General features: G+C 53.2%; 24 protein-coding genes and 1 riboswitch. Of the genes, 21 read left to right on the top strand and 3 right to left on the bottom strand.

Annotated elements, in window-relative coordinates; all coding sequences use genetic code 11:
- Nucleotides 1-211: 211 nt before the first annotated feature.
- The 3 genes from OCH80_RS02600 (at nucleotide 212) to OCH80_RS02590 (ending at nucleotide 2,451) form a co-directional block, all read left to right on the top strand.
- Nucleotides 212-1,297 (top strand): M42 family metallopeptidase, encoded by a 1,086-nt coding sequence (locus tag OCH80_RS02600; RefSeq protein WP_404537661.1) that lies wholly within the window; start codon nucleotides 212-214, stop codon nucleotides 1,295-1,297.
- Nucleotides 1,298-1,410: 113 nt separating this feature from the next.
- A riboswitch (TPP riboswitch) is annotated at nucleotides 1,411-1,508 on the top strand.
- Between the two features lie 51 nt (nucleotides 1,509-1,559).
- Entirely contained in the window at nucleotides 1,560-2,126 is a 567-nt protein-coding gene (locus OCH80_RS02595; RefSeq protein ID WP_404537659.1) for an ECF transporter S component, read from the top strand.
- 196 nt (nucleotides 2,127-2,322) lie between these two features.
- On the top strand, nucleotides 2,323-2,451 hold the full coding sequence (locus OCH80_RS02590; RefSeq protein ID WP_404537657.1) for a hypothetical protein: 129 nt from the start codon (nucleotides 2,323-2,325) through the stop codon (nucleotides 2,449-2,451).
- 89 nt (nucleotides 2,452-2,540) lie between these two features.
- Here OCH80_RS02590 and udk (OCH80_RS02585) read toward each other — a convergent pair whose 3' ends face one another.
- The gene (gene udk, locus OCH80_RS02585; protein WP_404537655.1) at nucleotides 2,541-3,227 is read right to left on the bottom strand and encodes a uridine kinase; all 687 of its coding nucleotides are present in this window, start codon (nucleotides 3,225-3,227) and stop codon (nucleotides 2,541-2,543) included.
- A complete protein-coding gene (gene udk / locus OCH80_RS02580) occupies nucleotides 3,227-3,883 on the bottom strand; it encodes a uridine kinase (RefSeq protein WP_404537653.1) in 657 nt (218 codons plus the stop codon). Before udk (OCH80_RS02580) ends, udk (OCH80_RS02585) begins: the two co-directional genes overlap by 1 nt.
- Nucleotides 3,884-4,474: 591 nt before the next feature.
- Between udk (OCH80_RS02580) and OCH80_RS02575 the strand changes: the two genes are divergently transcribed.
- The 18 genes from OCH80_RS02575 (at nucleotide 4,475) to hpt (ending at nucleotide 24,449) form a co-directional block, all read left to right on the top strand.
- On the top strand, nucleotides 4,475-5,215 hold the full coding sequence (locus OCH80_RS02575; RefSeq protein ID WP_154549148.1) for an amino acid ABC transporter ATP-binding protein: 741 nt from the start codon (nucleotides 4,475-4,477) through the stop codon (nucleotides 5,213-5,215).
- Between the two features lie 24 nt (nucleotides 5,216-5,239).
- Nucleotides 5,240-6,088: a transporter substrate-binding domain-containing protein gene (locus OCH80_RS02570; protein WP_404537651.1), complete on the top strand. Its 849-nt coding sequence runs from the start codon at nucleotides 5,240-5,242 to the stop codon at nucleotides 6,086-6,088.
- Nucleotides 6,088-6,729, top strand: coding sequence for an amino acid ABC transporter permease (locus OCH80_RS02565; RefSeq protein WP_404537649.1), 642 nt, complete (start codon nucleotides 6,088-6,090; stop codon nucleotides 6,727-6,729). The genes OCH80_RS02570 and OCH80_RS02565 overlap by 1 nt, the downstream gene beginning before the upstream one ends.
- Before the next feature lie 15 nt (nucleotides 6,730-6,744).
- Nucleotides 6,745-7,413, top strand: a complete 669-nt coding sequence (locus OCH80_RS02560) for an amino acid ABC transporter permease (RefSeq protein ID WP_154549151.1) — start codon at nucleotides 6,745-6,747, stop codon at nucleotides 7,411-7,413.
- 97 nt (nucleotides 7,414-7,510) lie between these two features.
- A complete protein-coding gene (locus OCH80_RS02555) occupies nucleotides 7,511-8,362 on the top strand; it encodes a transporter substrate-binding domain-containing protein (protein WP_404537647.1) in 852 nt (283 codons plus the stop codon).
- A gap of 266 nt (nucleotides 8,363-8,628) precedes the next feature.
- Nucleotides 8,629-10,140 carry an HD domain-containing protein gene (locus tag OCH80_RS02550; protein ID WP_404537645.1) on the top strand — a complete coding sequence of 504 codons (1,512 nt, stop codon included), beginning with the start codon at nucleotides 8,629-8,631 and terminating at the stop codon, nucleotides 10,138-10,140.
- 4 nt (nucleotides 10,141-10,144) lie between these two features.
- Complete coding sequence (locus OCH80_RS02545; protein WP_404537643.1) at nucleotides 10,145-12,316, top strand: RNA degradosome polyphosphate kinase; 2,172 nt, start codon at nucleotides 10,145-10,147, stop codon at nucleotides 12,314-12,316.
- 45 nt (nucleotides 12,317-12,361) lie between these two features.
- Nucleotides 12,362-13,765, top strand: a complete 1,404-nt coding sequence (locus OCH80_RS02540) for a DUF2252 domain-containing protein (protein WP_404537641.1) — start codon at nucleotides 12,362-12,364, stop codon at nucleotides 13,763-13,765.
- Nucleotides 13,758-14,678: a DUF2974 domain-containing protein gene (locus OCH80_RS02535; RefSeq protein ID WP_206987623.1), complete on the top strand. Its 921-nt coding sequence runs from the start codon at nucleotides 13,758-13,760 to the stop codon at nucleotides 14,676-14,678. The genes OCH80_RS02540 and OCH80_RS02535 overlap by 8 nt, the downstream gene beginning before the upstream one ends.
- Nucleotides 14,679-14,761: 83 nt before the next feature.
- A complete protein-coding gene (locus OCH80_RS02530; protein ID WP_404537639.1) occupies nucleotides 14,762-15,265 on the top strand; it encodes a hypothetical protein in 504 nt (167 codons plus the stop codon).
- A gap of 127 nt (nucleotides 15,266-15,392) precedes the next feature.
- Nucleotides 15,393-16,322: a ribokinase gene (gene rbsK, locus OCH80_RS02525; RefSeq protein ID WP_404537637.1), complete on the top strand. Its 930-nt coding sequence runs from the start codon at nucleotides 15,393-15,395 to the stop codon at nucleotides 16,320-16,322.
- Nucleotides 16,323-16,405: 83 nt separating this feature from the next.
- A complete protein-coding gene (gene rpe, locus OCH80_RS02520) occupies nucleotides 16,406-17,089 on the top strand; it encodes a ribulose-phosphate 3-epimerase (protein ID WP_154549159.1) in 684 nt (227 codons plus the stop codon).
- Between the two features lie 43 nt (nucleotides 17,090-17,132).
- Complete coding sequence (gene rpiA / locus OCH80_RS02515) at nucleotides 17,133-17,828, top strand: ribose-5-phosphate isomerase RpiA (RefSeq protein WP_154549160.1); 696 nt, start codon at nucleotides 17,133-17,135, stop codon at nucleotides 17,826-17,828.
- A gap of 155 nt (nucleotides 17,829-17,983) precedes the next feature.
- Nucleotides 17,984-18,922, top strand: a complete 939-nt coding sequence (locus OCH80_RS02510; protein WP_404537634.1) for a nucleoside hydrolase — start codon at nucleotides 17,984-17,986, stop codon at nucleotides 18,920-18,922.
- 15 nt (nucleotides 18,923-18,937) lie between these two features.
- Nucleotides 18,938-19,660, top strand: coding sequence for a GntR family transcriptional regulator (locus OCH80_RS02505; protein ID WP_404537632.1), 723 nt, complete (start codon nucleotides 18,938-18,940; stop codon nucleotides 19,658-19,660).
- 178 nt (nucleotides 19,661-19,838) lie between these two features.
- On the top strand, nucleotides 19,839-22,241 hold the full coding sequence (locus OCH80_RS02500; RefSeq protein WP_404537630.1) for a phosphoketolase family protein: 2,403 nt from the start codon (nucleotides 19,839-19,841) through the stop codon (nucleotides 22,239-22,241).
- 141 nt (nucleotides 22,242-22,382) lie between these two features.
- Nucleotides 22,383-23,729 (top strand): hemolysin family protein, encoded by a 1,347-nt coding sequence (locus tag OCH80_RS02495; RefSeq protein WP_404537628.1) that lies wholly within the window; start codon nucleotides 22,383-22,385, stop codon nucleotides 23,727-23,729.
- A gap of 144 nt (nucleotides 23,730-23,873) precedes the next feature.
- Nucleotides 23,874-24,449, top strand: a complete 576-nt coding sequence (hpt, locus tag OCH80_RS02490) for a hypoxanthine phosphoribosyltransferase (protein WP_404537626.1) — start codon at nucleotides 23,874-23,876, stop codon at nucleotides 24,447-24,449.
- Between the two features lie 116 nt (nucleotides 24,450-24,565).
- Here hpt and OCH80_RS02485 read toward each other — a convergent pair whose 3' ends face one another.
- Nucleotides 24,566-25,867 carry an APC family permease gene (locus OCH80_RS02485; RefSeq protein WP_404537624.1) on the bottom strand — a complete coding sequence of 434 codons (1,302 nt, stop codon included), beginning with the start codon at nucleotides 25,865-25,867 and terminating at the stop codon, nucleotides 24,566-24,568.
- Nucleotides 25,868-26,005 lie beyond the last annotated feature (138 nt).

Raw genomic sequence — 26,005 nt, 5'->3', positions numbered from 1 at the left:
AATGTCATTAAGTTAAGACATTGGCTTTGAACAACGCCTTAAGACACTCATCTGACTTAGCAATGTCAGATGAGTGTCTTTTTTATGGAAATTGAATTTCGCACAACCGCTAAATAAGATTGGATTGCCAGTTCTTTTGCCGATTTCCTATTCAACAGCCTGGTCAATGGTAGAATAGAAGAGCAAATGCTTAAAAAACAAGGAGTTATCAATGGAAAAAGCACAAGAAATTCAAATGCTGAAGGATTTTTCCGATGCCAATGCCACTTCCGGCTTTGAAACGGAATTCGTCAAGCTCTTCACGGACACGGTCAAGGACTACGCTGACCTGGAAGTCGACGGGATGCTCAACGTCTACGCTGCCAAGAAGCAGAACAAGGGCCAGCGGCCAGTCATCCAGCTGGATGCCCACTCCGACGCCGTAGGCCTGTTGACCCAGGCAGTCCGCCCCAACGGCTTGCTCAAGTTCGTCACCCTGGGTGGCTGGAACAACGTTGTCTTGCCATCAATGAGGGTCAAGGTCAGAAACAAGGACGGGGAATACATCCCGGGCGTTGTGGCCTTGAAGCCGCCGCACTTCATGACGGCCGCTGAGCGCAAGGCAGTGCCGCAAGTGGCTGACCTCTCCATCGACGTTGGCTCCTCCAGCCGGGAAGAGACCATCAAGGACTACAAGATCGACACGGGCTGCCCGATCTTCGTCGACGTCAAGTGCGAGTACAATGACAAGACCGGCCTCTTCTTCGGCAAGGACTTTGACGACCGCTTCGGCGCCGCGGCCATGGCTGACGTCTTGGAAAACCTGAAGGATGAAGAAACCAACTTTGACGTCGTGGCTGCCCTGTCCAGCCAAGAGGAAGTTGGCCTGCGCGGGGCTTACGTGACGGCCCGCAAAGTCAAGCCTGACGTCTGCCTGGTTCTGGAAAGCTGCCCGGCTGACGACACCTTTGAGCCTGAATGGCTGTCGCAGACTGGCCTGAAGCGCGGGCCAATGCTGCGGGACATGGACGTGACCTTCCTGCCAAACCCGAAGTTCCAGCAGTATGCCTGCGATCTGGCGGACAAGAACGGGATTCCTTACACCCGTTCAGTCAGAACTGGCGGCGGCCAGGACGGCGCGGCCATCTACTATGAAAACGGGGCACCGACCATCGTCATCGGCATTCCGGTCCGTTATGAGCACTCGCCTTACTGCTTCAGCAGCTACAAGGACTTCAAGGCCTCAGTTGACCTGGCTTTGGCCATCATCCGCGACCTTGACCAGGAAAAGCTGGACTCCTTCAAGTCTTTTGACTAGACTGATTTGTGAAAAAAACACTAGCTTTTTAACTAATAATTGTTATAATTAGTTTGGTAAAAGTAATTATATAAGTGAGATTCTGCTGATTGCAGCAGATCAATAACGCGAACGAAAGCCACTAGGGGTGCTTACCGCTGAGAGACCATTGGTCGACCCTTTGAACCTGAACAAGACAATTCTTGCGCAAGGGAAGTGTCATTATTTAAGTGCGAGCATGAACTCCTACTGGCTTTGTTTTAGCTGGATAGGAGTTTTTATTATGTTTAGAAAAGAAAAAAGCTGGAACGTCAAGGCCGTCATCCTGGTAGCTTTAATCGGGGTTATCATGGGCGTGATCTACCAATACGTCTTCAATCCGCTCTATAACGCTACCAAGGTGGCCTTGTCCTTTGTCGGCCAAGGTCCACTGGCCGATGAGCTCTACTCAGGCCTGTGGTACATGGCCGCGCCTTTGGCCATGTACTTCGTGCCGACCTTTGGCTCCGGCGTGATCGGTGAGACCCTGGCCGCGATGGTTGAAATGGCCTTTGGCGGGCAATGGGGGGCGTTGACCATTCTGGAAGGGGCCGTGCAGGGGGCCTTCAACGAAATCGGCTTCTTCCCCAAGAAGGAAAACTATGACCGCTTCAGCTGGACCAGCTTGATTATCGGGGCCATCTGCTGCCACGTTGCCGCCTTCGTCATGTGCTACTTTATCTATGGCTGGAATGCCTACAAGCCAAGCCTGCTGATCGAAATGTTCATTGCCGGCATGGCCTCGGCCGTCTTCTTTGACGCCGTTTTGGTCAAGTGGATCACCAAGCTTTTTGATAAAATCATGAAGTAAGCAGCGCTTGCTTTAAAAAAGCAAGCCAGCAGGCAGAAACGCGCAAGATCAGCAAGCGGAACGGGAGTTTTATCTTAAAATTGATAAAATGATGCAAATTTGCTGACAAGTCTGTCTTTTGGGTGTACAATCAGAAACATATTTCAAAAAAGCTTGATATTTGCTAATATCAAGATCATTGAAAGGAGCAAAAGACATGACACGCATTAAATTATGTGAACCAAAGAACGCGAACAAGGAATACTGGGAAGTAGTCGGCGTGGTAATTGCGCTGATGCTCCTCATTGCTCTGCTTGGCCTGCACGCCGGCAGCTTCATGATGTAAGCTTAAATGAATTTAACCAGCAGCCATCGAAATCAGACTAAAAAAGGCGCGAGTCAATTTGACTCGTGCCTTTTGCGTTTTGACGTAAATTATTTGGCTGGGTTAGGCTTGGCCGGCATCGTGGCTTCCGTGCGCTCATGGCGCTTGTGGTCCCTGATGATGGACAGGAGCTTGGAGGAAACCATGTCGATGGCGACGTCGTTTTCGCCCCCGCGGGGGATGATGATGTCCGCGTACTTCTTTGACGGCTCAATGAACTGGTTGAAGCTGGGCTTGACCGTGGCCAGGTACTGGGCGATGATCCAGTCGATTGACCGTCCGCGCTCTTGGGTATCGCGTTGCAGGCGGCGGATAAAGCGGATGTCGTCGTCAGCATCGACGAAGAGCTTGACGTCCATGAACTGGCGCAGCTCTTCTGAGGCCAGGACCAGGATCCCTTCAACGATGATAATGTCAGCGGGCTCAACATGGATCGTGTCCTTGGCCCGGGTCAGGGTGTTGAAGTTATAGGTCGGCATCTCGATGGCCTGGCCGTTGAGCAGCTGCTTGAGCTGGCTGACCATGTAGCCGGTGTCGTAGGCGTTGGGGTGGTCGTAGTTGATCGCCTTGCGCTCTTCCATGGACAAGCCGGCATTGTCTTTGTAGTAGGCGTCTTCCGTCAGGATCAAGACCCTGTCGGCTGGCAGGCGCTTGCTGATCGCTTTGGCCACCGTGGTCTTGCCAGAGCCTGAGCCCCCGGCAATCCCGATGACCAGTGGTTTTTGTCTTTCTGCCATTATGCTTCCTTCTGTTCTTCCAAATCATTGCGGCGCAGGATGTCGCGGACCTTGGTCGTCAGCATGTCCAAGGCGACCTGGTTGCCGCCGCCTTCAGGAACGATGATGTCGGCATAGCGCTTGGACGGCTCAACGAACTGGTGGTAGCTTGGCTTCACCGTGGCCATGTATTGGTCGATGATGTAGTCAAAGCTGTAGCCGCGTTCGGCCATGTCGCGGCGCTGGCGGCGGATCAGGCGGATGTCGTCGTCAGTGTCGACGTAGATCTTGATGGCCATCAGGTCGCGCAATTCAGGAATGGCCAGGACCAGGATTCCTTCCAGGATGATGATGTCAGCTGGCTCCACGTGGACCGTTTCGTGCTTGCGCAGGTGGGTCGGGAAGTCGTAGACCGGCATCTCGACGGCCTTGCCGCTGGTCAGGTCCTGCAGCTGGCTGATCAGCAGGTCAGTGTCAAAGGCGTCGGGGTGGTCAAAGTTGATCTGGTCCCGTTCTTCCTGGGTCATTTCCGGGTGGTCCTTGTAATAGGAATCTTCCGTAATGATCCGGATCCGGTCGTTCTTAAACTGGTCGTACAGCTCGTGGGCAATGGTCGTCTTCCCTGAGCCAGAGCCACCAGCAATTCCGATAATAATGGGATGTTTCTTATGTGACATTATTAAACTCCTTTAACATTATATTATAGAGGCCTAAGGGGACAGGGTCTAGCAATTCTTGTCAAAAAGCCGCTGCTTGCCGTTTTTTCCTGCTTGCCGAGTTCCCAGCTTTAGCCTGATTGGCTTAAGGGCTCGTTCGGAATTGACCCGTTTGGGGCAAAACTTGCTTTTTCTTTAAAAATAAGGCAAAAGCCTTTGGAAAATAAGGGGATTTTTCTGATCTAAAGGGCAACTGTTAATAAACGTAAGTTTTCTTAGGATAAAACTTAATTTTGTTAAGCTTGAAAAGGACGGATTTAACAAAAATAATCTGTAAGCGGAATCCTAATATTAAAAAAACGTTAAATCAGCCTGTCCCCGAGAGGATGACACTTGTAATTGCCACGATTTTCTGATAAATTTAATAAAAAATTAAGGAAGACCAAACAACAATTGACGGTCGTCCAGCCGGCAGGATGGCAAAAACGTTAAGAATTAGCACTTACTTTTTGTTATTGAGATCCCGCTTTGGAGGAATTGGCAGCTAAGCAGGCTTAGCGATCCGGACTGGAATTTTTTAATTTAGCATTAAGCAACCGAGGAGGACCCAAGATGGCAGCAATCATCGAATTCAAGAACGTCAACAAATACTACGGTACCTACCATGCCCTGAAGGACATCAACTTATCCATTGATGAAGGGGAAGTCGTATCAGTTATCGGCCCTTCAGGTGCCGGCAAGAGTACCCTGATTAGAACCATCAACGGCTTGGAAGGCATTTCTTCAGGCGTCTTGGACGTTGATGGCCACGACCTGGCAGACAAGCGTACCGACCTCAACAAGATCAGAAGAGACGTCGGCATGGTCTTTCAGCACTTCAACCTGTACGAAAACCACACCGTTTTGGAAAACATCATGCTGGCCCCAAGAATCGTCCTGCACCGGGACGAACAGGAAAACCGCCAATTGGCTGAAAAGCTCTTGAAGCAGGTTGGCTTGCTGGACAAGGAAGAAGCTTACCCGCGCCAGCTCTCCGGTGGGCAAAAGCAGCGTGTCGCCATTGCCAGATCACTGGCGATGAAGCCCAAGGTTCTGCTGTTTGACGAACCAACTTCCGCCCTTGACCCGGAAATGATTCAAGACGTCCTGGACGTTATGAAGAACATCGCGGCCCAAGGGATGACTATGGTCGTCGTTACTCACGAAATGGGCTTTGCCCGGGAAGTGAGCGACCGCGTGATCTTCTTTGACCAGGGGACCGTTTTGGAAGACTCACGCAACCCGCAAGACTTCTTCGAACACCCGCACCACATGCGGGCGCAAGAATTCTTGAGCAAGGTGATTGACCGCTAATTGAGGAAAGGAGCGGCACATCTGATGAAAAACGCAAGAAAATTTTTTAAGCGAGCAGCGGCGCTCCTCCTGCTGCTGGTGAGCGGGACGGCCCTGGCTGCCTGCGGCAATACCAGTGCTTCATCCAATCCCGACCGGGTCTATGACCACGTGATCCAGTCCAAGACCGTCACTTGGGGCGTCAAGTACGACACGACCCTGTTTGGGCTGAAGAGCGTCAAGACCAACAAGCTGGAAGGCTTTGAAATCGACCTGGCCCGGCTTTTGACCAAGACGATCGCGGGCAAGGACGCCAAGACCAAGTTTATCGAAGTCACCCCGCAGACCAAGATTCCGCAGCTGAAGAACAACAACCTGGACGCGGTTCTGGCCTGCATGACCATCACGCCGGAAAGAAGAAAGTCCGTTGACTTCTCAACCCCTTACTTCAAGGCTGGTACCTCGCTTTTGACCAAGACGACCAGCAGCGTCAAGTCCGTCAAGGACCTGAACAAGAAGGGCAAGGTCGTGATCATCTGCAAGGGGACGACGGCGGCTGACGACATCGCCAAGCAGGCACCTAAGGCTAAGATCCGGGCCTACAACGACTACGGCTCTTGCACCAACGCCCTGTTAGCCGGGCAAGGGGATGCCTTTGCAACTGACAACGGGATCCTGGCCGGGATCGCCGCCCAGCACAAGAATCTGCATCTGGTTGGCGGCACCATTGCCGTTGAGCCATACGGGATTGCGGTTGAAAAGGGACAGACGAAAATGCTCAATGCCATCAACAAGGCCTTGAAGACCATCAAGGCTGACGGCAGCTATGACAAGCTGGTCAGAAAGTGGTTCGGCAGCATCAATGGTTTCAGTGTCAAGGAGGCTGAATATTAATGTTTAACTTATTGTCAGAAAACTGGTCAACGTTCCTGCTTGGCTTCTGGAACACCATTCTTTGCAGCGTGATCGCGCTGTTCTTCAGTCTGGTGATCGGTTCCGGCTTTGCCATTTTGGAAACCGTGCCAAGCAAGTTTTGGCGCGGGGTAGCCAAGGTCTACGTTGAAATTTTCCGGAACATTCCGTTGCTGGTCGTAACCATGGTCTTCTACCTGGTATTGCCGACCTACACGCCTTTAAAGCTGACCGGCTTTCAAGCCGGGACTATCGGCTTGTCTATCTACTCTTCGGCCTTCATTGCTGAAACGGTCCGCTCAGGGATCAACTCTGTCGGCGAGGGGCAGATGGAAGGGGCCCGGTCCAACGGGATGACCTACTGGCAGGCCATGCGCTACGTTATCTTGCCACAGGCCTTCAAGATCGTCATTCCAGCCCTGGGCAACCAGTTCATCAACCTGATCAAGAACTCCAGCATCTTGGCCTTCGTTGCCGGCTTTGACCTGATGTACCAAGGCGACATCGTTGCCTCCAACACTTTCCAGACGATTCCAAGCTATGTCTTAGTCGGGATCTTCTACTTGATCCTGACCCTGCCGATGAGCTACTACATGCAGTACTTGGAAAAGAAGACGGCTTAAGAGGAGGAAGAATAAATGCAAAATCTGGCAAATGCTTTGTCCTGGACCAACCTGCACTTCTTGCTGCAGGGGTTCTGGGTCACGATTGAAGTTTCCGTGATTTCAATCATTTTGAGTTTCATTTTTGGCTTGATTCTTGGGGTGCTCCGCTACACCAGAGTTGATGAGACCACGACCGTCATTTCCCGAGTGGTCGGCGTGATCGTTGACATCTTGCGAAACCTGCCTTTGCTGCTGATCATCTTCTTCTCCTACTTCGGCCTGCCGGTTATGGGGATCAGAGTGGATGCCTTCCAGGCTTCAGTTATCGCCATGGTAGTCTTTGAATCAGCCATGATTGCCGAAGTCGTGCGTTCCGGGATCAACTCCGTTGACCCAGGGCAGATGGAAGGGGCCCGGTCCAACGGGATGACCTATGTCCAAGCCATGGTACACGTGGTGATGCCCCAAGCTTTGACGCGGATGATTCCAGCCTTGCTGTCCCAGTTCGTGTCTTTGATCAAGGACACGTCACTGGCCACGATCATCGTTTTGCCTGAACTGCTCTACCACGCGGAAATCATCTACAACCAAAACACCAACTACATGATTCCAATGTACTTGACAGTTGCGGTAATGTACTTCATCATTTGTTTCGTGCTGTCCACTTTTGCCAATTACCTGAGCAAGCGGATCAAGTACTAAGCTGAATGAAAGATTCAAATTCTAAAACAAAATATCGAGATTAATGCTTGTACAAAGCGCCAACGTAGTTTGTTGCTTGCCAAGGAGGAGGTTATAAATGGCACGTAAACTTACCAAGTTGCTGGCTTTCTTCGCTGCACTGCTTGTGGCCTTGAGCTTGACTGCTTGTTCAAAAACTGGAAAAGAGACCAGTTCGGCAACCTACGACCGGGTCAAGAAAAGCAGGACCATTACTTGGGGGATGCGGGCTGATACCCGCCTGTTCAGCATGATGGACACCAAGACAGGCAAAGCGAAGGGCTTTGAAGTCGACTTGGCCCGTGCCATTACCAAGAAGATCTTAGGGCCCAAGGGCAAGATGAAAATTGAATACATCAGTGAAAAGTCCAGAATCATGGACTTGAAGATCGACAACGTCGACGCGGTCATGGCGACCATGACCAATACGCCTGAGCGCCAGAAGATCATCAACTTCTCTGACACCTACTTCATGGCTGGTGAGAACTTTATCGTCCCAAAAAAGAGCAAGTTCAAGACCGTCAAGGACTTCAACAGCAGCAAGTACGTGATTGCCGCCGTTAAGGGATCAACCGCTGAAGCTGACGTTCACAAGTACGCCCCAAAGGCCCGGATTATCTTCTATGACGACTATGGCTCCTGCTACAACGCCTTAAAGGCGGGCAAGGCCGTGGCCATGATCAGCGACAATACGGTCCTGGCCGGTTTGATGTATGCTGACCGCGACAAGTACCGTCTGCTGGACAAGAACTTTACCCAAGAGCCATACGCTATCGGGATCAAGAAGGGGCAGACCAAGTTCACCGAAGCCGTGAACCAGGCCCTGAAGGAGATCCGGGAAGACGGGACCTATAACCGCCTGATGAAGAAGTGGTTCACCGGCATTTCCGGCTTCAGCATCAAAGATGCGACAAAGACGAAGTTGGACTAGCCGGCAAACAAGGCCACTGGGAAAATATTTAGCAAAAACACTCATTGTTAAAGAGTTAACAAGAATTGGAAAAGACGCACCCGTTAATGGCGCGTCTTTTCTTGCTTTTCTTGCACTGCCAGTTATGTAAGCGCAATTAATTTTAACAATAATTTTGCACAAGAGCGGCTAATTTCTTGTACAATTGAAATAGAATGGTTTCACTGGGTCAGCCGTGAAACCTGCTCATTTCGAAATGAATTTAATGGTAAACATAGGAGACAAATATGAGCAAAAGACAATTTGGTCTAATCTATATTTCTTCTTATCAGGCGCGTCTATTCATCGTCGATTTGAAGAAACTTACAATTCTGGAACAGTTGAACTCGCCGCAGTTCGTGCAGTCTGGGAAGAAGTTTGAAGTCTACGAAAACGAGCTGCCGCGCTTGGTTGACGCGCTGATCGGCTTCAAGCGCAAGATCGCGGAATACGGGATTGACAATTACAAGGTTTACGGGAACCGGCAGCTGCTGGATAAAATTTCTGCCCGTTACCTGTCCGATCAGATCAAGGTAAGAACCGGTTTGGACGTCGAATGGCTGAACGGGGCCCAAATTGCCTACTACAAGATCATTGCCGCGATGGCCCTGCCGCAGTTCTCTGAACTCAAGGATGACGAATCCACCTACCTGCTCAGCATGGGGAGCGCGATGCTGAACCTGACCATGTTTAAGGGCCAGCATTATGTCTCTACCTGGAACTTTGCCATGGGTCCGGAAGAAATCGAAGAACTGTCTGAAATGACCCGCGATACGCCAATCGACCCGGTTGACATCATCAGCGACTTTATTTCAAGAAAGCTGGTCAGCTTCAAGACCATCAACAAGCCAACCGGCCGGGCCCGCCTGATTATCCAGCACGTTTCCGGCGCCGGCGAGCAGAGCCTGCACCCGCAAGAACGGGCCAGCGTCATCAAGCTGGAAGACTTTGACCAGACTTATGAAGACTTCCGGGAAGCGCCAGACCAGTTCTTGATGAAGAAATACGGCTTGGACACCAATGGCCTGGCCAGAATGAAGCCATCCGTCGTCTTGATTCACCAATTGATCAGGGTGATCAAGCCGGAAGTGATGACCTTGACCCAGTCATCAGCCATCACAGGCTTGATGATTCAGGCTGCTGCCAAGTTCAAGTACCGGCCAGACGACTATTCAACCATCGTCATGACCGCGACCAAGAACATTGCCCAGCGCTACAGCTCAGGCGGCAAGCACTCAAACCTGACCAACGTCTTTGCCTTGCACATTTTTGACCGCTTAGCCCACGTGGGCATGGTGGACAAAGACGACCGCCAGCTGTTGGAAATTGCCGCCCGCCTGCACGATATTGGCAACTTCATCAACTTCCACAATCACTACGCGCACGCCGCCTACATCGTTGACGCCAACCAGATCATCGGCCTGTCTGACGAGCAGAATGAAATGCTCAAGAGCATCTTGAAACACCAGGACGTGACCAGCCTGAACGCGGATGAGCGCGAATACCGCCACCTTGATCCGGCCCTGCAGGTCCGCGTGGCCAAATTGGCGGCTATCCTGCGCCTGGCCAACAGCCTGGACGCGTCAAGAAAGCAGAAGATCAGCAAGATCGTCGTGTCCATCAAGAACGATGCCATGCAGATCACGGTGCGCAGCAAGCGCGACCTGACCTTGGAACGGTTCGTTTTTGAAAAGAATGTCGGCCTGGCCGAAGCCGTCTTTGGGATGAAGATTACTCTGAAGCAAAAGAGGGGAAAGTAAGACGATGACTAAAGAAACAGAAAAACAAATCACAGAATTTACTGATCCTAGCTATTATAGCAACCGGGAATTGAGCTGGCTGGACTTCAACGACCGCTGCCTGGATGAAGCCAGAAACCCGGATGAGCCGCTTCTGGAAAGAGCCAACTTCCTGGGCATCACCCAGTCAAACGTTGACGAATTCTACATGGTCCGCGTGGCTTCCTTGAGCAAGCTGGTCGCCGCTGACGTGCAAAGCAAGGATGCCAGCGGGCTGACTCCGCTTGAGCAATTGAACGCCATCAACGAGAAAGAGCATGAAGTCGTTGAGCGCCGCTACTCAACCTACTCCCGTTCGCTGTTGCCTTTGCTGAGACGGCAGAACATCCGCATCTTGGACGTGGATGAGCTGAGCGAGGACCAGGAAGAGTATATCCGCCGCTACTTCAACAACGAATTGTACCCAGTCCTGACGCCAATGGCTGACGACCAGTCCCGGCCGTTCCCATTCATCAGCAACGACTCGCTGAACATTGCCATCCGCCTCAGAAGCGAAGAAGACGGCAAGCACGAGTTCGCGACCGTCCGCGTGCCGAACATCTTCCCGCGGCTGGTCAAGCTGCCGGATGGCGAAAATGACTTCATCATGCTGGAAGACATCGTCAAAAAGTACCTGGACCGCCTGTTTGACGGCTACGAAATCCGTCAGGCATCCTGCTACCGGGTTACCCGGGACATGGACCTGGACGTGTCTGAAAGCGATACTTCCGACTTTCTGTTGGCCGTCCGCAAGCAATTGAAGGACCGCGAGCACGGGCACGTGACCCGTTTGGAAGTTGAAAGCTCAATGAGCGCCAAGCTGGTCAAGCACCTGATGAAGCGGCTGAACGTGGATGAGCCAAGCGTCTTCTCCATCAACGGCCCGATCGACCTGACCTTCTTGAAGAAGCTGCCAGGTCTGGTTGAAGGCCACGATGACCTGCGCTATGAGCCAATGCATGCCTACATCGACCCGGCCCTGCGCAGCGACCACAATATTTTTGACTCAATCAGGGAAAAGGACTACCTGGTCCAGCACCCATATGACAGCTTTGACGCCGTCTTGAACTTCGTCAAGCAGGCTGCCAAGGACCCGGACGTCTTGGCCATCAAGATGACCCTGTACCGGGTTTCCGGCAACTCACCGATCATCAAGTACCTGGGCCAGGCGGCCCAAGCCGGCAAGCAGGTAACCGTTCTGGTTGAAGTCAAGGCCCGCTTTGATGAATCAAACAACGTCCACTGGGCGAGAACCCTGGAACAGATGGGCTGCCATGTAATCTACGGGCTGGTTGGCCTGAAGACCCACACCAAGGTAACCCTGGTCATCAGAAGAGACAGCGACGGCATCCGCCGCTACCTGCACCTGGGGACTGGGAACTACAACGACGTTACCGCCCACTTCTACACTGACTTGGGGCTGTTTACTTGCGACCGTGACCTGGGCGTGGACGCCACCAACCTCTTCAACATGCTGTCTGGCTACTCCAAGCCGCCTTACTTCAGCAAGTTGCGGATTTCGCCGAAGCTGATCCGCCAGTTCATCTACGAAAAGATCGACAACGAAATCTCCATCGCCCGAGCGGGTCGCCATGCCGAGATTCACATGAAGATGAACTCCCTGTCTGACCAGGACGTGATCGCCAAGCTGTATGAAGCCTCCGCTGCCGGCGTCAAGATTCACTTGATCGTGCGCGGGATCTGCTGCCTGCGGACCGAAATTCCAGGCGTTTCTGACAACATTGAAGTGCACTCGATCGTGGGCCGCTTCCTGGAACACAGCCGGATCTACTACTTCTACAACGACGGCAAGGAAGAAGTCTACCTGGCCAGTGCCGACATGATGCGGCGGAACCTGAACCGGCGCGTTGAAACCCTCTTCCCGATCCTGCAGGACGACCTTAAGGCCCGGGTCTTGGATATTTTTGCCAAGATGTGGCGGGACAATGTTCAAGCCCGGATCCTGCACGGGACCGAATGGGTTCACGCTGACCGCCGCGGGCAAAGTCCGTTCAGCAGCCAGGAATACTTCATCGCTGAGGCCGAGGAAAAGGTCCAGGCGGTCAAGGACGCCGAAGCGGCTGAATCCGAAAGCCACAAGGACGCTTTTGAAGCTATGAAGCCGCAGGAAAACGAGCTGGAAGACACGGAAGACTAAAATTTTAATTAGCATGCACGAAAAGATTGTTTGATAGAAGGCTTTATGAAGACAGACAAGCATGAAATTGAGAGCTTCAAGATTGACCAGCTGTTCATCGGCGACAGCAAGGAGGACCTGATCAAGCTTGGGAAAGCGCGCCGGCTCACGTATCCAATCAGGGCCATCTCCACCTTTAATCCGGTTGACCGGGATGTGGTTCACTTGATCCGCCTCACTGAGGAAAAAATGATCCCGGAATTGCTGGGGATGCGGCATGAGCGGATGATGCAGAATCCATTTTCCTACTTCCGGGCCACGGCAGGGATCATGGAAGCGGACCTCAGGGCTTTTGACGATTGCTTGAGCCATATTCCAGTCATTATCTGCGGGGACTCCCACCTGACCAATTTTGGCTTCTTTGCCTCGCCTGAGCGCCAGCTGCTGTTTGGCCTCAACGACTTTGACGAAGCCCGGATCGGCAACTGGGAATTTGACTTGAAGCGGCTGTTGACCAGCATCGTATTGACCGGGCGGATCAACGGCTTTGACCAGGACGCGATCAAGAACGTCCTGCGCAATTCCGTCCACGGCTACCGCCGGGGGATCGACTACGCCAACTCCTTTGACCTGCTGGACTTGTTCTACGCTTCCTACAACATCAACGACTTGATCGAAGAGATGACGGAAAGCGAGCGGATGAAGGCGGTCTTGAAGAAGGTGGCCCAAAGGGCGCCGAAGAACAATTCAGACAAGGTGGTCAAGAAGTTCACCCACCTGGACGCGGACGGGCAGCTGCGCTTCAATGAAAATCCGCCGCGTGCCCGGCGGGTGTCGCCTGGGCTCTATGCCCAATTGCTGCAGGGGATGGGTGAGTACCAGCAAAGCGTCTCAGATGACGTGCGGGTGCTGCTGATGAGCTACCAGGTTACGGACATGATCCGCTACTCAGTCGGCGTTGGCTCCTGGGGCACGCGCTGCTACCTGGCCCTGCTGACGGGCAAGGATGGCAGCCACCTGGTGCTTCAGATCAAAGAGGCCATGCCGCTGCGCTACAACCTGTCCGCCTTGACGGTCAGCGAAAGCCGGTCCCAGGAAAAGGACGAAGGCAAGCGGATCATTACGGCCCAGCGGGTGCTGCAGACCCACTATGACCCCTTCCTGGGCGCCATGCACGTCAATGGGCGCTCCTTCTATGTCCGTCAATTCCGCGACATGAAGGACTCCATTGACCCCCTAAAATTAGATCTGGAAAGTTTCTCAGCCTATTGCCTGATCTGCTCCTTCATTTTGGCCGTAGCCCACTACGAAAGTCCGACCGCGCCAATGATCTATGGCTATGTCCACAAGCAGCGCGACTTGGATGATGGCCTGGCCAGCTGGGCGCTGGCGTATGCCGACCAGATGGAAAGGGACTACGCCGCCTTCAGCAAGTATTTGCAGGGCGAGGATGTGGATCTAGATGATTAATGAATGCCTGACTGACAAAGAGCGGGTGCAGCTGGCGCAAAAAGCCTACGAGGGCTTGAACATCGGGGAGACGGTCGAGATCGGCCAGAAGGCCATCGGCGTCTTGACCCGGGACGTTTATGCCGAAGACGGGATGCAGGCTTTTTTGCTGGAAAACCACACGGGCCCGCAGATTGAGATTACGGTCCTGTTCAAGGGGTCGTATGGCCTGAAAAAGGGCAACGTCACCACTTGGCGCGACGAATGGATGAAGACCAACCTGCCAATTTTTGTCAATATGGTAACGGACTCCAGGGCCGTGCCCAGTCAGCTGCTTACAGCCGCCAAGTACTTGAACCGCTGGCTGCTTGAATTCCCTAAGAGCCGTTTTTACATCTACGGCCATTCCTTAGGGGCAATCAACGCCCAGTATGCCCTGGCCAATTGCCGCCACTCCGGGCAGATTGCCGGGGCCTACCTCTATGAGGGGACCAATATCTGGCGGATGCTGGACCGGCGCCAGCGGCAGATGGCCAATCACTTGCGCCCCAAGATCAATGCCTACGTGGATATCTATGATCCCGTGACCTTGGGCTATACGGCAACGCACAAGATGGTGGGCCGGCTGCACTATATCGACAGCGTGCAGCTGAAGAATCCGGTCAAGCAGCACATGTGGGGCGGCTACCGCTTTGATGAGCATGGCCGCTTATTGGAAAAGCCGGTTGATGCCAAATTTCTGCTCAGCAGCCAGCGGCAGGGCAGGTTCTTGTCCACGACGGGCGAGTTATCGGCGCTTTTGTCCGGCCGCAAGAAGCTGGCTGAAGCCGCCAGTCCAAAATGGCAGCAGCTTAAGGAGGACTTGTTCAACTCCAGCTTCATGAAGGAATTCGGCGACCGCTATGACAATTTTGAGGGAAAGGACGGGCAATAAGCCCGTCTTTTTTCTGTGCATGATCTTGGCTATAATAGGCATGATGGATTTTGTAGAGTGGCTTTTTTGGAGGTTGAAAAAATATGGCAGAAACATTGCGGGCAGTCCTGGAGAGGCAGCTGCTGGATGACGCGGATCCAGCCCTGGACCATTTCCAGGACGACTTTTACGGCGATTTCTACGACTTTTTCGTCAACTACCAGAACTTCAAGATGCTGACCGGGCAATTGACGCCGGCAGACCTGAAGAAACTGAAGCTTTACCTTTACCTGGACATCTTCAACTCCGTGGACTTTCGCGGCCGGAAGACCTACCGCTATTGCCTGGTCTTTGACCATGAGCTGAATTTTCTGGCGGCTGAGTCCGACTTTACGCTGAGTGCCCTGATCCGCGACTTGCGCAAGACCCCGGACCAGGTCAGCGACTATGAGCAGGTCAAGCAGCAGGTTCTGGAGGGCCTGGCGGAAAGGTTCCAGTCAGCGGCAAGCGATGGCAATCAGAGAATTCAGAACTTCAATGAAGTCATAGCTGACATCTATGACAAGTACAGCCTTAACCGCTATAAGATTGCATACAGTCTGAAATAGCATTGATGTGGACCTGGTGCCAATTTGGCGGCAGGTTTTTTATTGTGAAAAGCCCGTGCAGGCGAAGTTCGGTTATAATTATTTTTAGATAGCAAACGTCAGAAAAAATGAATGAGAGGATCAAACTATGAAACGGATTATTGTTGTTGGCTCAAGCAACGTGGACACGACCCTGCACGTTCAGGACTTCCCAAAGCCTGGCGAAACGATCAACGCCACTGGCGTCAGTGAAGCCGGCGGCGGCAAGGGGGCCAACCAGGCCATCGCGGCGGCCAAGAGCGGGGCAGAATGTACTTTTATTTCCCGGGTCGGCGATGACAATTTCGGCCCCTGGATGATCGACCAGCTGTCAGGCTACGGGGTCAAGACCGGTCACATCCTGACTACTCCCGGCGAAAAAACCGGCCATGCTTACATTACTTTGAATGCCGAAGGGCAAAACGACATCATCATCGATCATGGCGCCAACTACAAGCTGACCAGTGCCGACGTTGAAAAGGCCAAGGACTTGATTGCCCAAGCCGACTGTGTCGTAGCCCAGCTGGAAACCCCGATCCCGGCGACGATTGCGGCTTTCAAGCTGGCCAAGGCTGCCGGCAAGGTGACCATCCTGAATCCTGCCCCGGCAGTCAAAGACCTGCCCCAGGAATTGCTGGACTTGACTGATGCCATTACGCCAAACGAAACCGAAAGCGCCCTGTTGACGGGCTTGCCGGTTGAAAATGAGGCCGACCTGGCCAAAAATGCCGCCAAGCTGCACGAGATGGGGATCAAGACGGTCATCATCACTTATGGCAGCAAGGGCTCATATGTCTCAGCCGAAGCCTTTACCGGTCTGGTTCCAGCCTTCAAGGTCAAGGCAGTGGACACCACGGCGGCTGGGGACACCTTCCTGGGCTACTTTTCCGGGACCGTCAAGAGCGACTTCAGCAACGTCCAGGAGGCAGCCCGTTTTGCCAACCGCGCCAGCTCCCTGGCCGTGCAAAAGCTTGGCGCCCAGCCGTCAATTCCTGCCTCAGCCGAAGTCAAGGCTGCTGATGAGGCAGATAAAAAATAGGATTTTTGGGCAAACTGGTGTAAAGTAGGCACAGGAAAAACATCGAGTCACAATCATTAAGAAGCAGAAAGGATAATAAGCGAATGCTGATCGCACCTTCAATTTTAAATGCAGACAATATGTTCCTTGGCGAGCAGATTCAGGAAGCCGTTGACGCGGGCATTACCCGCTTCCATATCGACGTCATGGATGGCCACTTCGTATCCAACCTGTCCTATGGCCCGCAATTGGTCAAGGATTTCAAGCGCCACTTCCCAAACGTCCAGGCGGAAGTCCACTTGATGGGGGACAAGGTCAACGAAATGGTGCCAGTCTTCGCGGACGCGGGTGCCGACTTAATCGAATTCCACTACGAAGCCGTTGAAAATCCCAACCAGATCGGCAGCTGGGCTGACTACCTCCACCGGCATGGCAGCCGGATGGGCGTGGCCTTGAACCCAAGCACTGACGTCAAGGTTTTGACCAAGCTGGCCGCCAAGATCGACCAAGCCTTGATCATGACCGTCTTCCCAGGCTTTGGCGGGCAAAAGTTCCTGCCAGATTCAGCGGAAAGAATCAGGGCGGCCAAGGAAGTCGTTGACGCCCACGCTTCCCGCCCAGGCCGCCGGGTCATGATCGAAGTCGACGGGGGGATCAATGCCGAAACGGCCAAGATTGCCCAAGCAGCAGGCGCCGATGTCTTCGTTGCCGGCTCATATATTTTTGGCAAGGGCGACATTGCCGGCCAGGTCAAAGAGCTGACCGCGGCTTTGACTGAAGAAGAATAAACATCGAGAAAAAGCAAAGATTGACAGAAAAGGAGACAAGCAGATGGACCGCCAAAAGCAAGATGAATTGAAGCAGGCTGCCGCCAAGCAGGCAGCGGGCTTGGTAGAAGATGGCATGATTTTGGGCGTTGGGACCGGTTCAACGGTCAAGTTCTTCATCGATGAACTGGGCCGGCGCAAGGAAGAAGAAGGCCTGGCCCTTAAGGCTGTCGTCACGACGTCCAGTCGCAGCCGCAAGCAGCTGGAAGGCTTGGGCTTTACGGTCAGCGAGCTGGCTGACATCGACCAGGCCGACTTGACCGTCGACGGGGCTGACCGGGTTGACAAGCAGCTCAACGGGATTAAGGGCGGCGGCGCGGCTTTGACCTTGGAAAAGAACGTGGCCGTCAACTCCAAGAAGAACGTCTGGATCGTTGATGAAAGCAAGGTCGTGGACCACTTGAGCGGCTTCCCGCTGCCAGTCGAGGTCTTGCCGATCTCCTGCGAGCAGAACAAGCGCCGCTTTGAAGCGGAAGGGCTCAATCCGCAGTTCCGTTTGAATGCGGACGGCAGCCGCTTGAAGACCCACTACGGCAACTACATCCTGGACCTGCACGTTGATTCCGTGCCAGTGCCAAGTGGCTTGGCCGACTACCTGGACCACACGGTGGGGGTAGTTGAACACGGCCTGTTCTTGGATATCTGTGATGAAGTGATCATTGCCCGCGACAACGGGGAGATTGAAACGAGATGCCGTTAAGAGCATAATAAGAATTTTGCAAAAAGAAGCCCCGTACGGGCTTCTTTGTTTTGCTTTTTGTACCAAAAAATATGCTAAAATAGAGCTATTATTTTGTTTTTTTGCTAAAAAGCACGGATACTTAAGCTTAAATAACGAAAATTGGAGTGTAATACATGAACAAGAAACCTTTGATTATTTCAACTGACCCGGGGATCGACGACGCGGTTTGCCTGACCATCGCGCTTTTCGCCAAGGAGCTGGACGTCAAGCTGATCGTGCCAACCTGGGGCAACGTGGCCTTGGACAAGACCCTGAACAACGCCTTGCGCTTGCAAAAGTTCCTGGGCACCAAGGTGCCGGTCGTGGCCGGGGCCAAGCTGCCTTTGCTTAAGCCAGCGATCGATGCTTCTGAAGTTCACGGCAAGAGCGGGATGGACGGGTTTGACTTCCCGCCGGCTGATCAAAGCCTGCTTAAGCCTGGCCTGGCAGCTACAGCCATCCATGAGACGGTTGCGGCTAGCTCAGAACCCGTAACCTTGATGCAGATTGGGCCAGCTACCGACTTTGCCCTGTACCTGCGCCAATACCCGGAAGACCTGGCCAAGATCGACGTCCTCTACATCATGGGCGGGGCGCTGGGCCGCGGAAACTACGGGCCATACGACGAATACAACGTGTCCGGTGACCCGGAAGCAGCCAAGATCGTCTTTGACGAGGGGCTTAAGGGCTTAAAGATCTTCGTTGCCCCGCTTGAAGTCGGCAACCAGGCCTTCGTGGAAGCTGAGACCTTGGAAGAGATCAAGGCTTTGGGGCCAGTTGGCGAAATGATCTATGGCTTGAACTCCCACTATGAAGTCAACGATGCCGCGGCTGCCAAGGGCAAGCGGATCTACGACGCCTTGTCAGTCGCTATGCTTTTGGCGCCGGAGCTTTTTGAAGTCAAGGATGCCTATGTGGCCGTTGACACCAAGAGCCCTTACACTTACGGGGCCTCAGTCATGGACTTTGACGGCTTCTTCAAGATGCCAGCCAACGCGAAAATCGCGGTCAAGGTTGACCGGGAAGCCTTCAAGAAGTGGTTTGTGGCCGCTATTGCCCAAGCCGGCAAGTAACAGGCAGGTGATCAGATGGCAGATTACGTATACCGCAGAGTAATGCATGATATCAAGCAGAATATCATGGCCGGCAGGTACGAGGGGATGCGGCTGCCAGACGAGCGAAGTCTGGCAGACTACTACCAAGTCAGCCGGACTTCGATGAAGCGGGCCCTGGAGCTGTTGGAGCGCCAGGGAATCGTCTTTAAGAAGCGGGGCAGCGGGACCTTCATCAACCCGCTCTACTTAAAGAACCAGTCCATGTTCCGCTATGAAGGCTCCAACTTGGGGCTGACCGACAGCTTTACGGCTCCAGGCAAAAAGCAGTCAATCAAGCTCTTGGATTTCCGGGCCGTCAAGGCCAGTCCTGAAACGGCCCAGGACCTCTTTTTGAATGAGAATGACTTTGTCTACCAGTTTAAGCGCCTGCGCCTCCTGGATGACCAGCCTTTCCTGATTGAAGAGGGCTTCGTGCCGATCAAGATCGCGCCGGAATTAAATGATGATATTCTGCAAGGCTCTTTGTTTAACTACCTGCAAAGCGACCAGGGCCAGGACGTGACCAAGTCCTACCTGACGATCACGGTTGAGCCGTCAAGCGCGGAGGACCAGGCCCAGTTGCAGCTCAAGGCAACCGAGCCGGTCGGCGTCATGTCCGGGATCTTCTTTTTAGCTGACGGGACGCCTTTTGAAGTGTCCACGATGCGGGTTCACTACAAATACATGCGCTTTAATACTTTCGTCAACTTGAATTAGGCAGGCCAGTCATGGAATTTTCCATGGCTGGTTTTTTTATAAAAAATGGTTAAATTGGATACTACCAATTGTAAAATAGATTGACATCAATTTATAAACTGAGTATGATTAAAGCATAGATAACGATTGAGAAATTGGCAGAGCCAGTGCTTCGCGAATGCAAAGGAGAAGATAAATCATGACTGTTGACTATGACTCAAAAGACTACTTGAAGAGCGTTGACGCCTGGTGGCGGGCAGCCAACTACCTGTCAGTGGGCCAGTTGTTCCTGCTGAAGAACCCGCTTTTGAAGCAAGAACTGACGGCTGAAGACGTGAAAATCAAGCCGGTTGGCCACTGGGGCACGATCGCGCCGCAAAACTTCATTTACGCCCACTTGAATCGGGTGATCAAGAAGTATGACTTGAACATGTTCTACATTGAAGGCTCCGGCCACGGCGGCCAGGTCATGGTTTCCAACTCATACCTGGACGGGTCATACACTGAGCGCTACCCGGAAATCACCCAGGACGAGGCCGGCATGGCCAAGCTCTTCAAGCGCTTCAGCTTCCCAGGCGGCGTGGCTTCCCACGCGGCGCCGGAAACTCCAGGCTCAATCCACGAAGGCGGGGAACTGGGCTACTCGCTCTCCCACGCGACCGGTGCCATCTTGGACAACCCAGACATGATTGCTGCAACTGAAATCGGCGACGGGGAAGCCGAAACCGGCCCGCTGGCTGCTGGCTGGTTTGCCAACCGCTTCATCAACCCGGTCAAGGACGGTGCCGTCTTGCCAATCCTGCAGGTCAACGGCTTCAAGATTTCCAACCCGACCATCACTTCCCGCATGAGCGATGAAGAATTGACCAAGTACTTTGAAGGGATGGGCTGGAAGCCTTACTTCGTCTCCACCTTCAAGGGCGGGCGCTTTGACGGAATGAAGGAGATTGGCCAGATCCATGAAGAAATGGCCAAGACCATGGATGCCATCATTGAAGACATCAAGGCCATCCAGAAGCGGGCCCGCGAAAACGGGGATGAATCCTTTGCCCACTGGCCGCTGCTCATCTTCCAGTGCCCAAAGGGCTGGACTGGTCCGCAATTCGACCTTGATGGCCAGCCGATCGAGAATTCCTTCCGGGCCCACCAGATTCCAATCCCAGTCGACCAGAAGCACATGGACCACAAGGAGCTGCTGCTGGACTGGCTGAAGAGCTACAAGCCGGAAGAACTGTTCGATGAAAATGGCTACCCAACCGCCTTGGTTCTGGAAAACGCGGTTCACGGCGACCAAAGAATGGCTATGAACCCGGTAACCAACGGCGGGCTCAATCCTAAGCGCCTGAACCTGCCTGACTGGCGCGACTATGCCCTGGAAGTGGGCAAGCCAGGCTCCAAGAGCGCCCAAGACATGGTGGAATGGGCCAAGTACCTGACCAAGGTGGCCGAGCTGAACCCAAGCAGCTTCCGCGGCTTTGGGCCGGACGAATCCAAGTCCAACCGCCTGTTTGACTTCCTTGACCAGGAAAAGCGGCAATGGGAAGACGACATTCATGAGCCAAATGACGAAAACCTGGCTGCCCAGGGGCGTCTGATCGACTCCCAGCTGTCAGAACACCAGGACGAGGGGATGCTGGAAGGCTACGTCTTGACTGGCCGCCACGGCTTCTTTGCCACTTACGAGGCCTTCGGGCGCGTGGTCGACTCCATGCTGACCCAGCACATGAAGTGGCTGCGCAAGGCTAAGGAGCAGTACTGGCGCCGCGATTACCCATCATTGAACTTCGTGGCTACGTCAACCGTCTTCCAGCAGGATCACAACGGCTACACCCACCAAGATCCAGGTCTGTTGACCCACTTGTTTGAAAAGAACCGGCCAGACCTGATTCATGAATACCTGCCAGCCGACACCAACACCCTGCTGGCCGTAGCCGACAAGGCCTTCCGCAACCGGGAATGCATCAACCTCCTGGTAACTTCCAAGCAGGAGCGGCCGCAATGGTTCACGGCTGCCGAAGCCGCCAAGCTGGTCAGCCAAGGCTTGGGCTACGTTGACTGGGCCTCAACCGACAAGGATGCCAAGCCAGACGTCGTCTTTGCTTCGACTGAAACCGAGCCGACCATGGAAACCTTAGCCGCGATCGACATTCTGCACCGGCATTTCCCAGACTTGAAGATCCGCTACATCAACGTGGTCGACGTGATGAAGCTGATGGCGCCAAAGGACAACCCAGCCGCCATCTCCCAGGAAGAATTCGACCGCCTCTTCCCAAGCGACGTGCCGACCATTTTTGCCTGGCACGGCTACAAGACCATGATGGAAGCCATTTGGTTTGCCCGCAAGCGCTACAACGTCTCCATCCACTGCTATGAAGAAAACGGGGACATTACGACGCCATTTGACATGCGGGTCTTGAACCACCTTGACCGCTTTGACCTGGCCAAGGACGCGGTTGAACAGATCCCAGCCCTCAAGGACAAGAGCGCGGCCTTTATCGATGAGATGGACCGCCTGCTGGCCAAGCACCACGACTACATCCGCGACAACGGGACCGATATTCCGGAAGTCACTGAGTGGCACTGGCGCGGCTTGGATGACTAAGCCAGCGAAAACAAGCTGAATAAGCCTAAAAGGAGCCCCACGGCTCCTTTTTTGGCGTATATTTTGGTCAGCTAGGGCAACTTTGTGAAAAAGAATGTTAAAATAGGCATAGAGCATTCAATAATAAATTAGGTGACTTAGATGAGTACGACGCAAATCTGGATAAATTTACTTGCTATTCTAATAATCTTTGTGTTCGCGGCCTTCTTCGTGGCCGCGGAATTTGCCCTGGTCCAAGTGCGGCCAAGCCAGCTGGAGGACAAGATTGCCAATAAAGACGGCAACGTCAAGAAGCTGAAGCGGGCCTTGCACATGACTCACAACTTGAACGAGTACCTGTCCACGACCCAGGTTGGGACCACGCTGGTCGGCGTTATCCTGGGCTGGTTTGGGGCGGACACCTTGTCCACCATTTTTGAGCGGCTCTTGAAGCTGACGCCCATGAACCAGCACCTGGTCGATACTTTGGGGGCTTTGCTGGGCGTGATCTTCCTGACCTACCTGGAAGTCGTCTTGACGGAAGTCGTGCCAAAGAACATTGCCATTGACCAGCCCTTGAAGATGCTGATGGGGATCGTAACGCCGCTGCACCTCTTCCACACGATCGTATATCCCTTCGTCTGGCTTTTGAACACGAGCAGCGCGGGCATCTTGAAGCTGATGGGCTTCAAGCCGGCTGATGAGGAGAATGAGGTCTACTCGCAGTCAGAAATCATCCGCCTGTCCAAGAACGCCGTTCATGGCGGAGCCCTGGACAAGGAAGACTTGACCTACATGGAACGGGCCTTTGAGCTTAACGACAAGGTGGCCAAGGACATCATGACTGACCGGACCCGTCTGACGGTTCTAGACGCGACCGAAACGGTCAAGACGGCTCTGAAGAAGTACCTGGATGACGGCTACAGCCGTTTCCCAGTCGTCAGAGACAATGACAAGGACGACGTGGTAGGCTACGTCTATGCCTACGATATCGTCCAGCAGAGCCGGACGGATGCTTCCGTTCCGGTCAGCCGGATCAACCGGACCATCATCACGGTTCCGGAATCCATGCCGATTCAGGATATCTTGCGGGAAATGATCAGCAAGCACACGCCAATCGTCTTGGTCGTGGATGAATACGGCGGGACCTCGGGGATCGTGACTGACAAGGACATTTACGAAGAGCTCTTCGGCTCGGTCAAGGACGAAATCGATGACGTCTCCGATGAATACATCATCAAGAACGGCGAAGGCGAGATTCATGTTTCAGGGAAGACGACCCTATATGACTTTGAGCGCTACTTCCACCAGAACCTCAAGTGCTTCCAAGATAGCGACATCATCACCATTGGCGGCTATATGATGGAGCAGTACCCGAACCTGAAGAAGGGCGACGCGGTTGAATTTGAGGGCTACCGCTTTACCTTGGAGGACATCCAGCAGGGCTTTATGCGCTGGTTCGTCGTGGAAAAGCTAAAGGCAAACGATCAGGCCAAAAAAGAAGCTTAAAATTCTGAAAAGAGGCAATTTTCTTGGAGAAAATTGCCTCTTTTTTCGTAATTAATGTTATAATCTGAATATATTAATTGAAGCTAGTCTTTACGTACGGTATTGGTACGAAATTAGATAATTTTTTATTGAGGAAGTCAGATAATGAAGAGTATTCACGATGCAGTAGACCACAAGTTGTTTAGCGAAGAAGACATTGATGAAATGACCACCCGCCTGGGCAAGCAATTGACCAAGGATTACGCCGGCAAGCGGGTCTTGGTCGTTGGGGCCTTGAAGGGGGCAGTCTTCTTCATGGTCGACTTGCTCAAGAAGATGGATCTGCCTTGCGACATCGACTTTATCGACGTTTCCAGCTACGGCAACGGCACTGAATCAAGCGGCAAGATTACCGTAACCCACGACCTGGAAGCTGACGTGACCGGCCGCGACGTCTTGATCGTGGAAGACATCGTCGACACGGGGCTGACCCTGAAGTTCATGAAGGACGAAATGATCAAGCGCGGCGCCAAGTCAGTCAAGTGCTGCGTGCTCTTGAACAAGACCGCCCGCCGGACCACTGAAGTCGAAGTCGAATACTACGGCACCCACGTGGGCAACGAATTCGTCATCGGCTACGGGATGGACTTTGCCGGCCTTTACCGCAACCTGCCATACGTTGGCGTGATCAAGCCGCAAGTCGTTGAAGAATTCAGCAAGAAGCACGAAAACGACAACTAGTCCTTGGACCAGCAGGCATTAATTGGCAATTCCTAAAGTCTATAATTTTGTTTGCATACAGAAAACGACCCAGTTCACTTGAACTGGATCGTTTTTTCTTGTTTTATTAAAAAAGCTCAATCCCTGGTCATCTTGACCCAGTAGTAGATTGGCAGTCCCAGCAGAGTCAGCCCCAGGCCGATGACTGACAAGACGAACTGGTTGATGACGGTCATTACGATGATGAATAAGCCGCCAATGACGGAAATCAAGGGGATGAGCGGGTAGCCGGGCGCCTTGAAGGGCCGTTCCAGTTCTGGCTCTCTCTTGCGCAGGATAAAGACGGCTACGGAGAGCAGGGTGGTGAAGGTCCACATCACGAAGACCAGCATGTCGGTCAGGATGTCAAAGCTCCCCAGGGCGATCATGACCAGGGCAATCGCGTCCACGAGCAGGGCGGAGAAGACCGGGACGCCAGTTCTCACAGAGGAGCGGCCCAGTTTGCTGGAAAAGGGCAGGCGGCCAGCCTGGGCCAGGATAAAGGGCGTCCGAATCCCGGTCAGCATAAAGCCATTGCAGGCCCCGTAGACTGAGATCAGGATCCCGGTCGTGACGAGTTTCCCGCCAACTGGGCCGAAAAGGCGCAAGGAGGCATAGAAGGCCGTATTCTGGTTGCCGGCAATCTTGCCAAAAGGCAGCACGGTCATAAAGGCGTAGTTGATCAGCACGTAGATGACGGTGACGACGCTCAAGCCGATGATGATGGCTCTGGACAAGTCCTTTGTGGGATCGCGCACCTCTTTGGCCAGGTTGGTCACGATGATCCAGCCTTCAAAGGCAAAAAGGGCAGACAAGAGCCCCTGGCTGACCGCGCCAAGCCAGGACTGGTCCGCTCCTGGCGTCGGCGGGAACAAGGAGATGGCCACGGGATGCGGGTTTAAGAAGCCGAAGAAGATGATCAAGGCCAAAGGGATCAGCTTGATGACGGTCACGACCGCTTGCATCCTGGCCGCGGCTTTGGTGCCCAGGAGGTTGATCCCCAGCAAGAAGAGGACCAGGGCCAGCGCGACCCATTTGGAGTCAAGTCCTTTCAGGCCCAGCAGGGTCACGAACTGCTCGCCGAAGATGGCGGACAAGGCCGCGATCTGGGCCGGAAAATAGACGGTCATTTCCGCCCAGCCAAAAAGAAAGCCCCAGATATTGCCATAAGTGTAGTCCAGGTATTCAATGGCCCCGTTGACGTTCAAAGCGGCGGCAATTTCAGAGACCGTCAGCCCGGAACAGATGGAGATGAGTCCGGCTAGAATCCAGACGAAAATAGTCATGGACGGGGACCCGGTCTGTTGGGTAATGGTGCCGATTTTAAAGAAAACGCCGGCCCCGATGACGGAACCAACCACGGTTGCCAGCGCCTGGCGAAAGGAAATCTGTCTTTGCAATTTTTTTACCTCGATTAATTTCTTGATGCTTATTATTATAACTTAAATTTACTATATCTAGAAACCGTCAATGGGTCTGGTCTTTGGCAATAGGCGCTTTTCAATGCTGGCTGAAGCAATTTGATATGACAGGGCCTG

It is taken from the genome of Lactobacillus sp. 23-2 (assembly GCF_044902225.1).
Classification (GTDB): domain Bacteria; phylum Bacillota; class Bacilli; order Lactobacillales; family Lactobacillaceae; genus Lactobacillus; species Lactobacillus absianus.
The sequence above is the reverse complement of the archived record's forward strand: the minus strand, read 5'-3'. Positions and strand labels throughout refer to the sequence as shown.

Bases quoted from the DNA above. Each gene is read 5' to 3' on its own strand.
- OCH80_RS02600 (WP_404537661.1), top strand. From the start codon at position 212: ATGGAAAAAGCACAAGAAATTCAAATGCTGAAGGATTTTTCCGATGCC.
- OCH80_RS02595 (WP_404537659.1), top strand. From the start codon at position 1,560: ATGTTTAGAAAAGAAAAAAGCTGGAACGTCAAGGCCGTCATCCTGGTA.
- OCH80_RS02590 (WP_404537657.1), top strand. From the start codon at position 2,323: ATGACACGCATTAAATTATGTGAACCAAAGAACGCGAACAAGGAATAC.
- udk (WP_404537655.1), bottom strand. From the start codon at position 3,227: ATGGCAGAAAGACAAAAACCACTGGTCATCGGGATTGCCGGGGGCTCA.
- udk (WP_404537653.1), bottom strand. From the start codon at position 3,883: ATGTCACATAAGAAACATCCCATTATTATCGGAATTGCTGGTGGCTCT.
- OCH80_RS02575 (WP_154549148.1), top strand. From the start codon at position 4,475: ATGGCAGCAATCATCGAATTCAAGAACGTCAACAAATACTACGGTACC.
- OCH80_RS02570 (WP_404537651.1), top strand. From the start codon at position 5,240: ATGAAAAACGCAAGAAAATTTTTTAAGCGAGCAGCGGCGCTCCTCCTG.
- OCH80_RS02565 (WP_404537649.1), top strand. From the start codon at position 6,088: ATGTTTAACTTATTGTCAGAAAACTGGTCAACGTTCCTGCTTGGCTTC.
- OCH80_RS02560 (WP_154549151.1), top strand. From the start codon at position 6,745: ATGCAAAATCTGGCAAATGCTTTGTCCTGGACCAACCTGCACTTCTTG.
- OCH80_RS02555 (WP_404537647.1), top strand. From the start codon at position 7,511: ATGGCACGTAAACTTACCAAGTTGCTGGCTTTCTTCGCTGCACTGCTT.
- OCH80_RS02550 (WP_404537645.1), top strand. From the start codon at position 8,629: ATGAGCAAAAGACAATTTGGTCTAATCTATATTTCTTCTTATCAGGCG.
- OCH80_RS02545 (WP_404537643.1), top strand. From the start codon at position 10,145: ATGACTAAAGAAACAGAAAAACAAATCACAGAATTTACTGATCCTAGC.
- OCH80_RS02540 (WP_404537641.1), top strand. From the start codon at position 12,362: ATGAAGACAGACAAGCATGAAATTGAGAGCTTCAAGATTGACCAGCTG.
- OCH80_RS02535 (WP_206987623.1), top strand. From the start codon at position 13,758: ATGATTAATGAATGCCTGACTGACAAAGAGCGGGTGCAGCTGGCGCAA.
- OCH80_RS02530 (WP_404537639.1), top strand. From the start codon at position 14,762: ATGGCAGAAACATTGCGGGCAGTCCTGGAGAGGCAGCTGCTGGATGAC.
- rbsK (WP_404537637.1), top strand. From the start codon at position 15,393: ATGAAACGGATTATTGTTGTTGGCTCAAGCAACGTGGACACGACCCTG.
- rpe (WP_154549159.1), top strand. From the start codon at position 16,406: ATGCTGATCGCACCTTCAATTTTAAATGCAGACAATATGTTCCTTGGC.
- rpiA (WP_154549160.1), top strand. From the start codon at position 17,133: ATGGACCGCCAAAAGCAAGATGAATTGAAGCAGGCTGCCGCCAAGCAG.
- OCH80_RS02510 (WP_404537634.1), top strand. From the start codon at position 17,984: ATGAACAAGAAACCTTTGATTATTTCAACTGACCCGGGGATCGACGAC.
- OCH80_RS02505 (WP_404537632.1), top strand. From the start codon at position 18,938: ATGGCAGATTACGTATACCGCAGAGTAATGCATGATATCAAGCAGAAT.
- OCH80_RS02500 (WP_404537630.1), top strand. From the start codon at position 19,839: ATGACTGTTGACTATGACTCAAAAGACTACTTGAAGAGCGTTGACGCC.
- OCH80_RS02495 (WP_404537628.1), top strand. From the start codon at position 22,383: ATGAGTACGACGCAAATCTGGATAAATTTACTTGCTATTCTAATAATC.
- hpt (WP_404537626.1), top strand. From the start codon at position 23,874: ATGAAGAGTATTCACGATGCAGTAGACCACAAGTTGTTTAGCGAAGAA.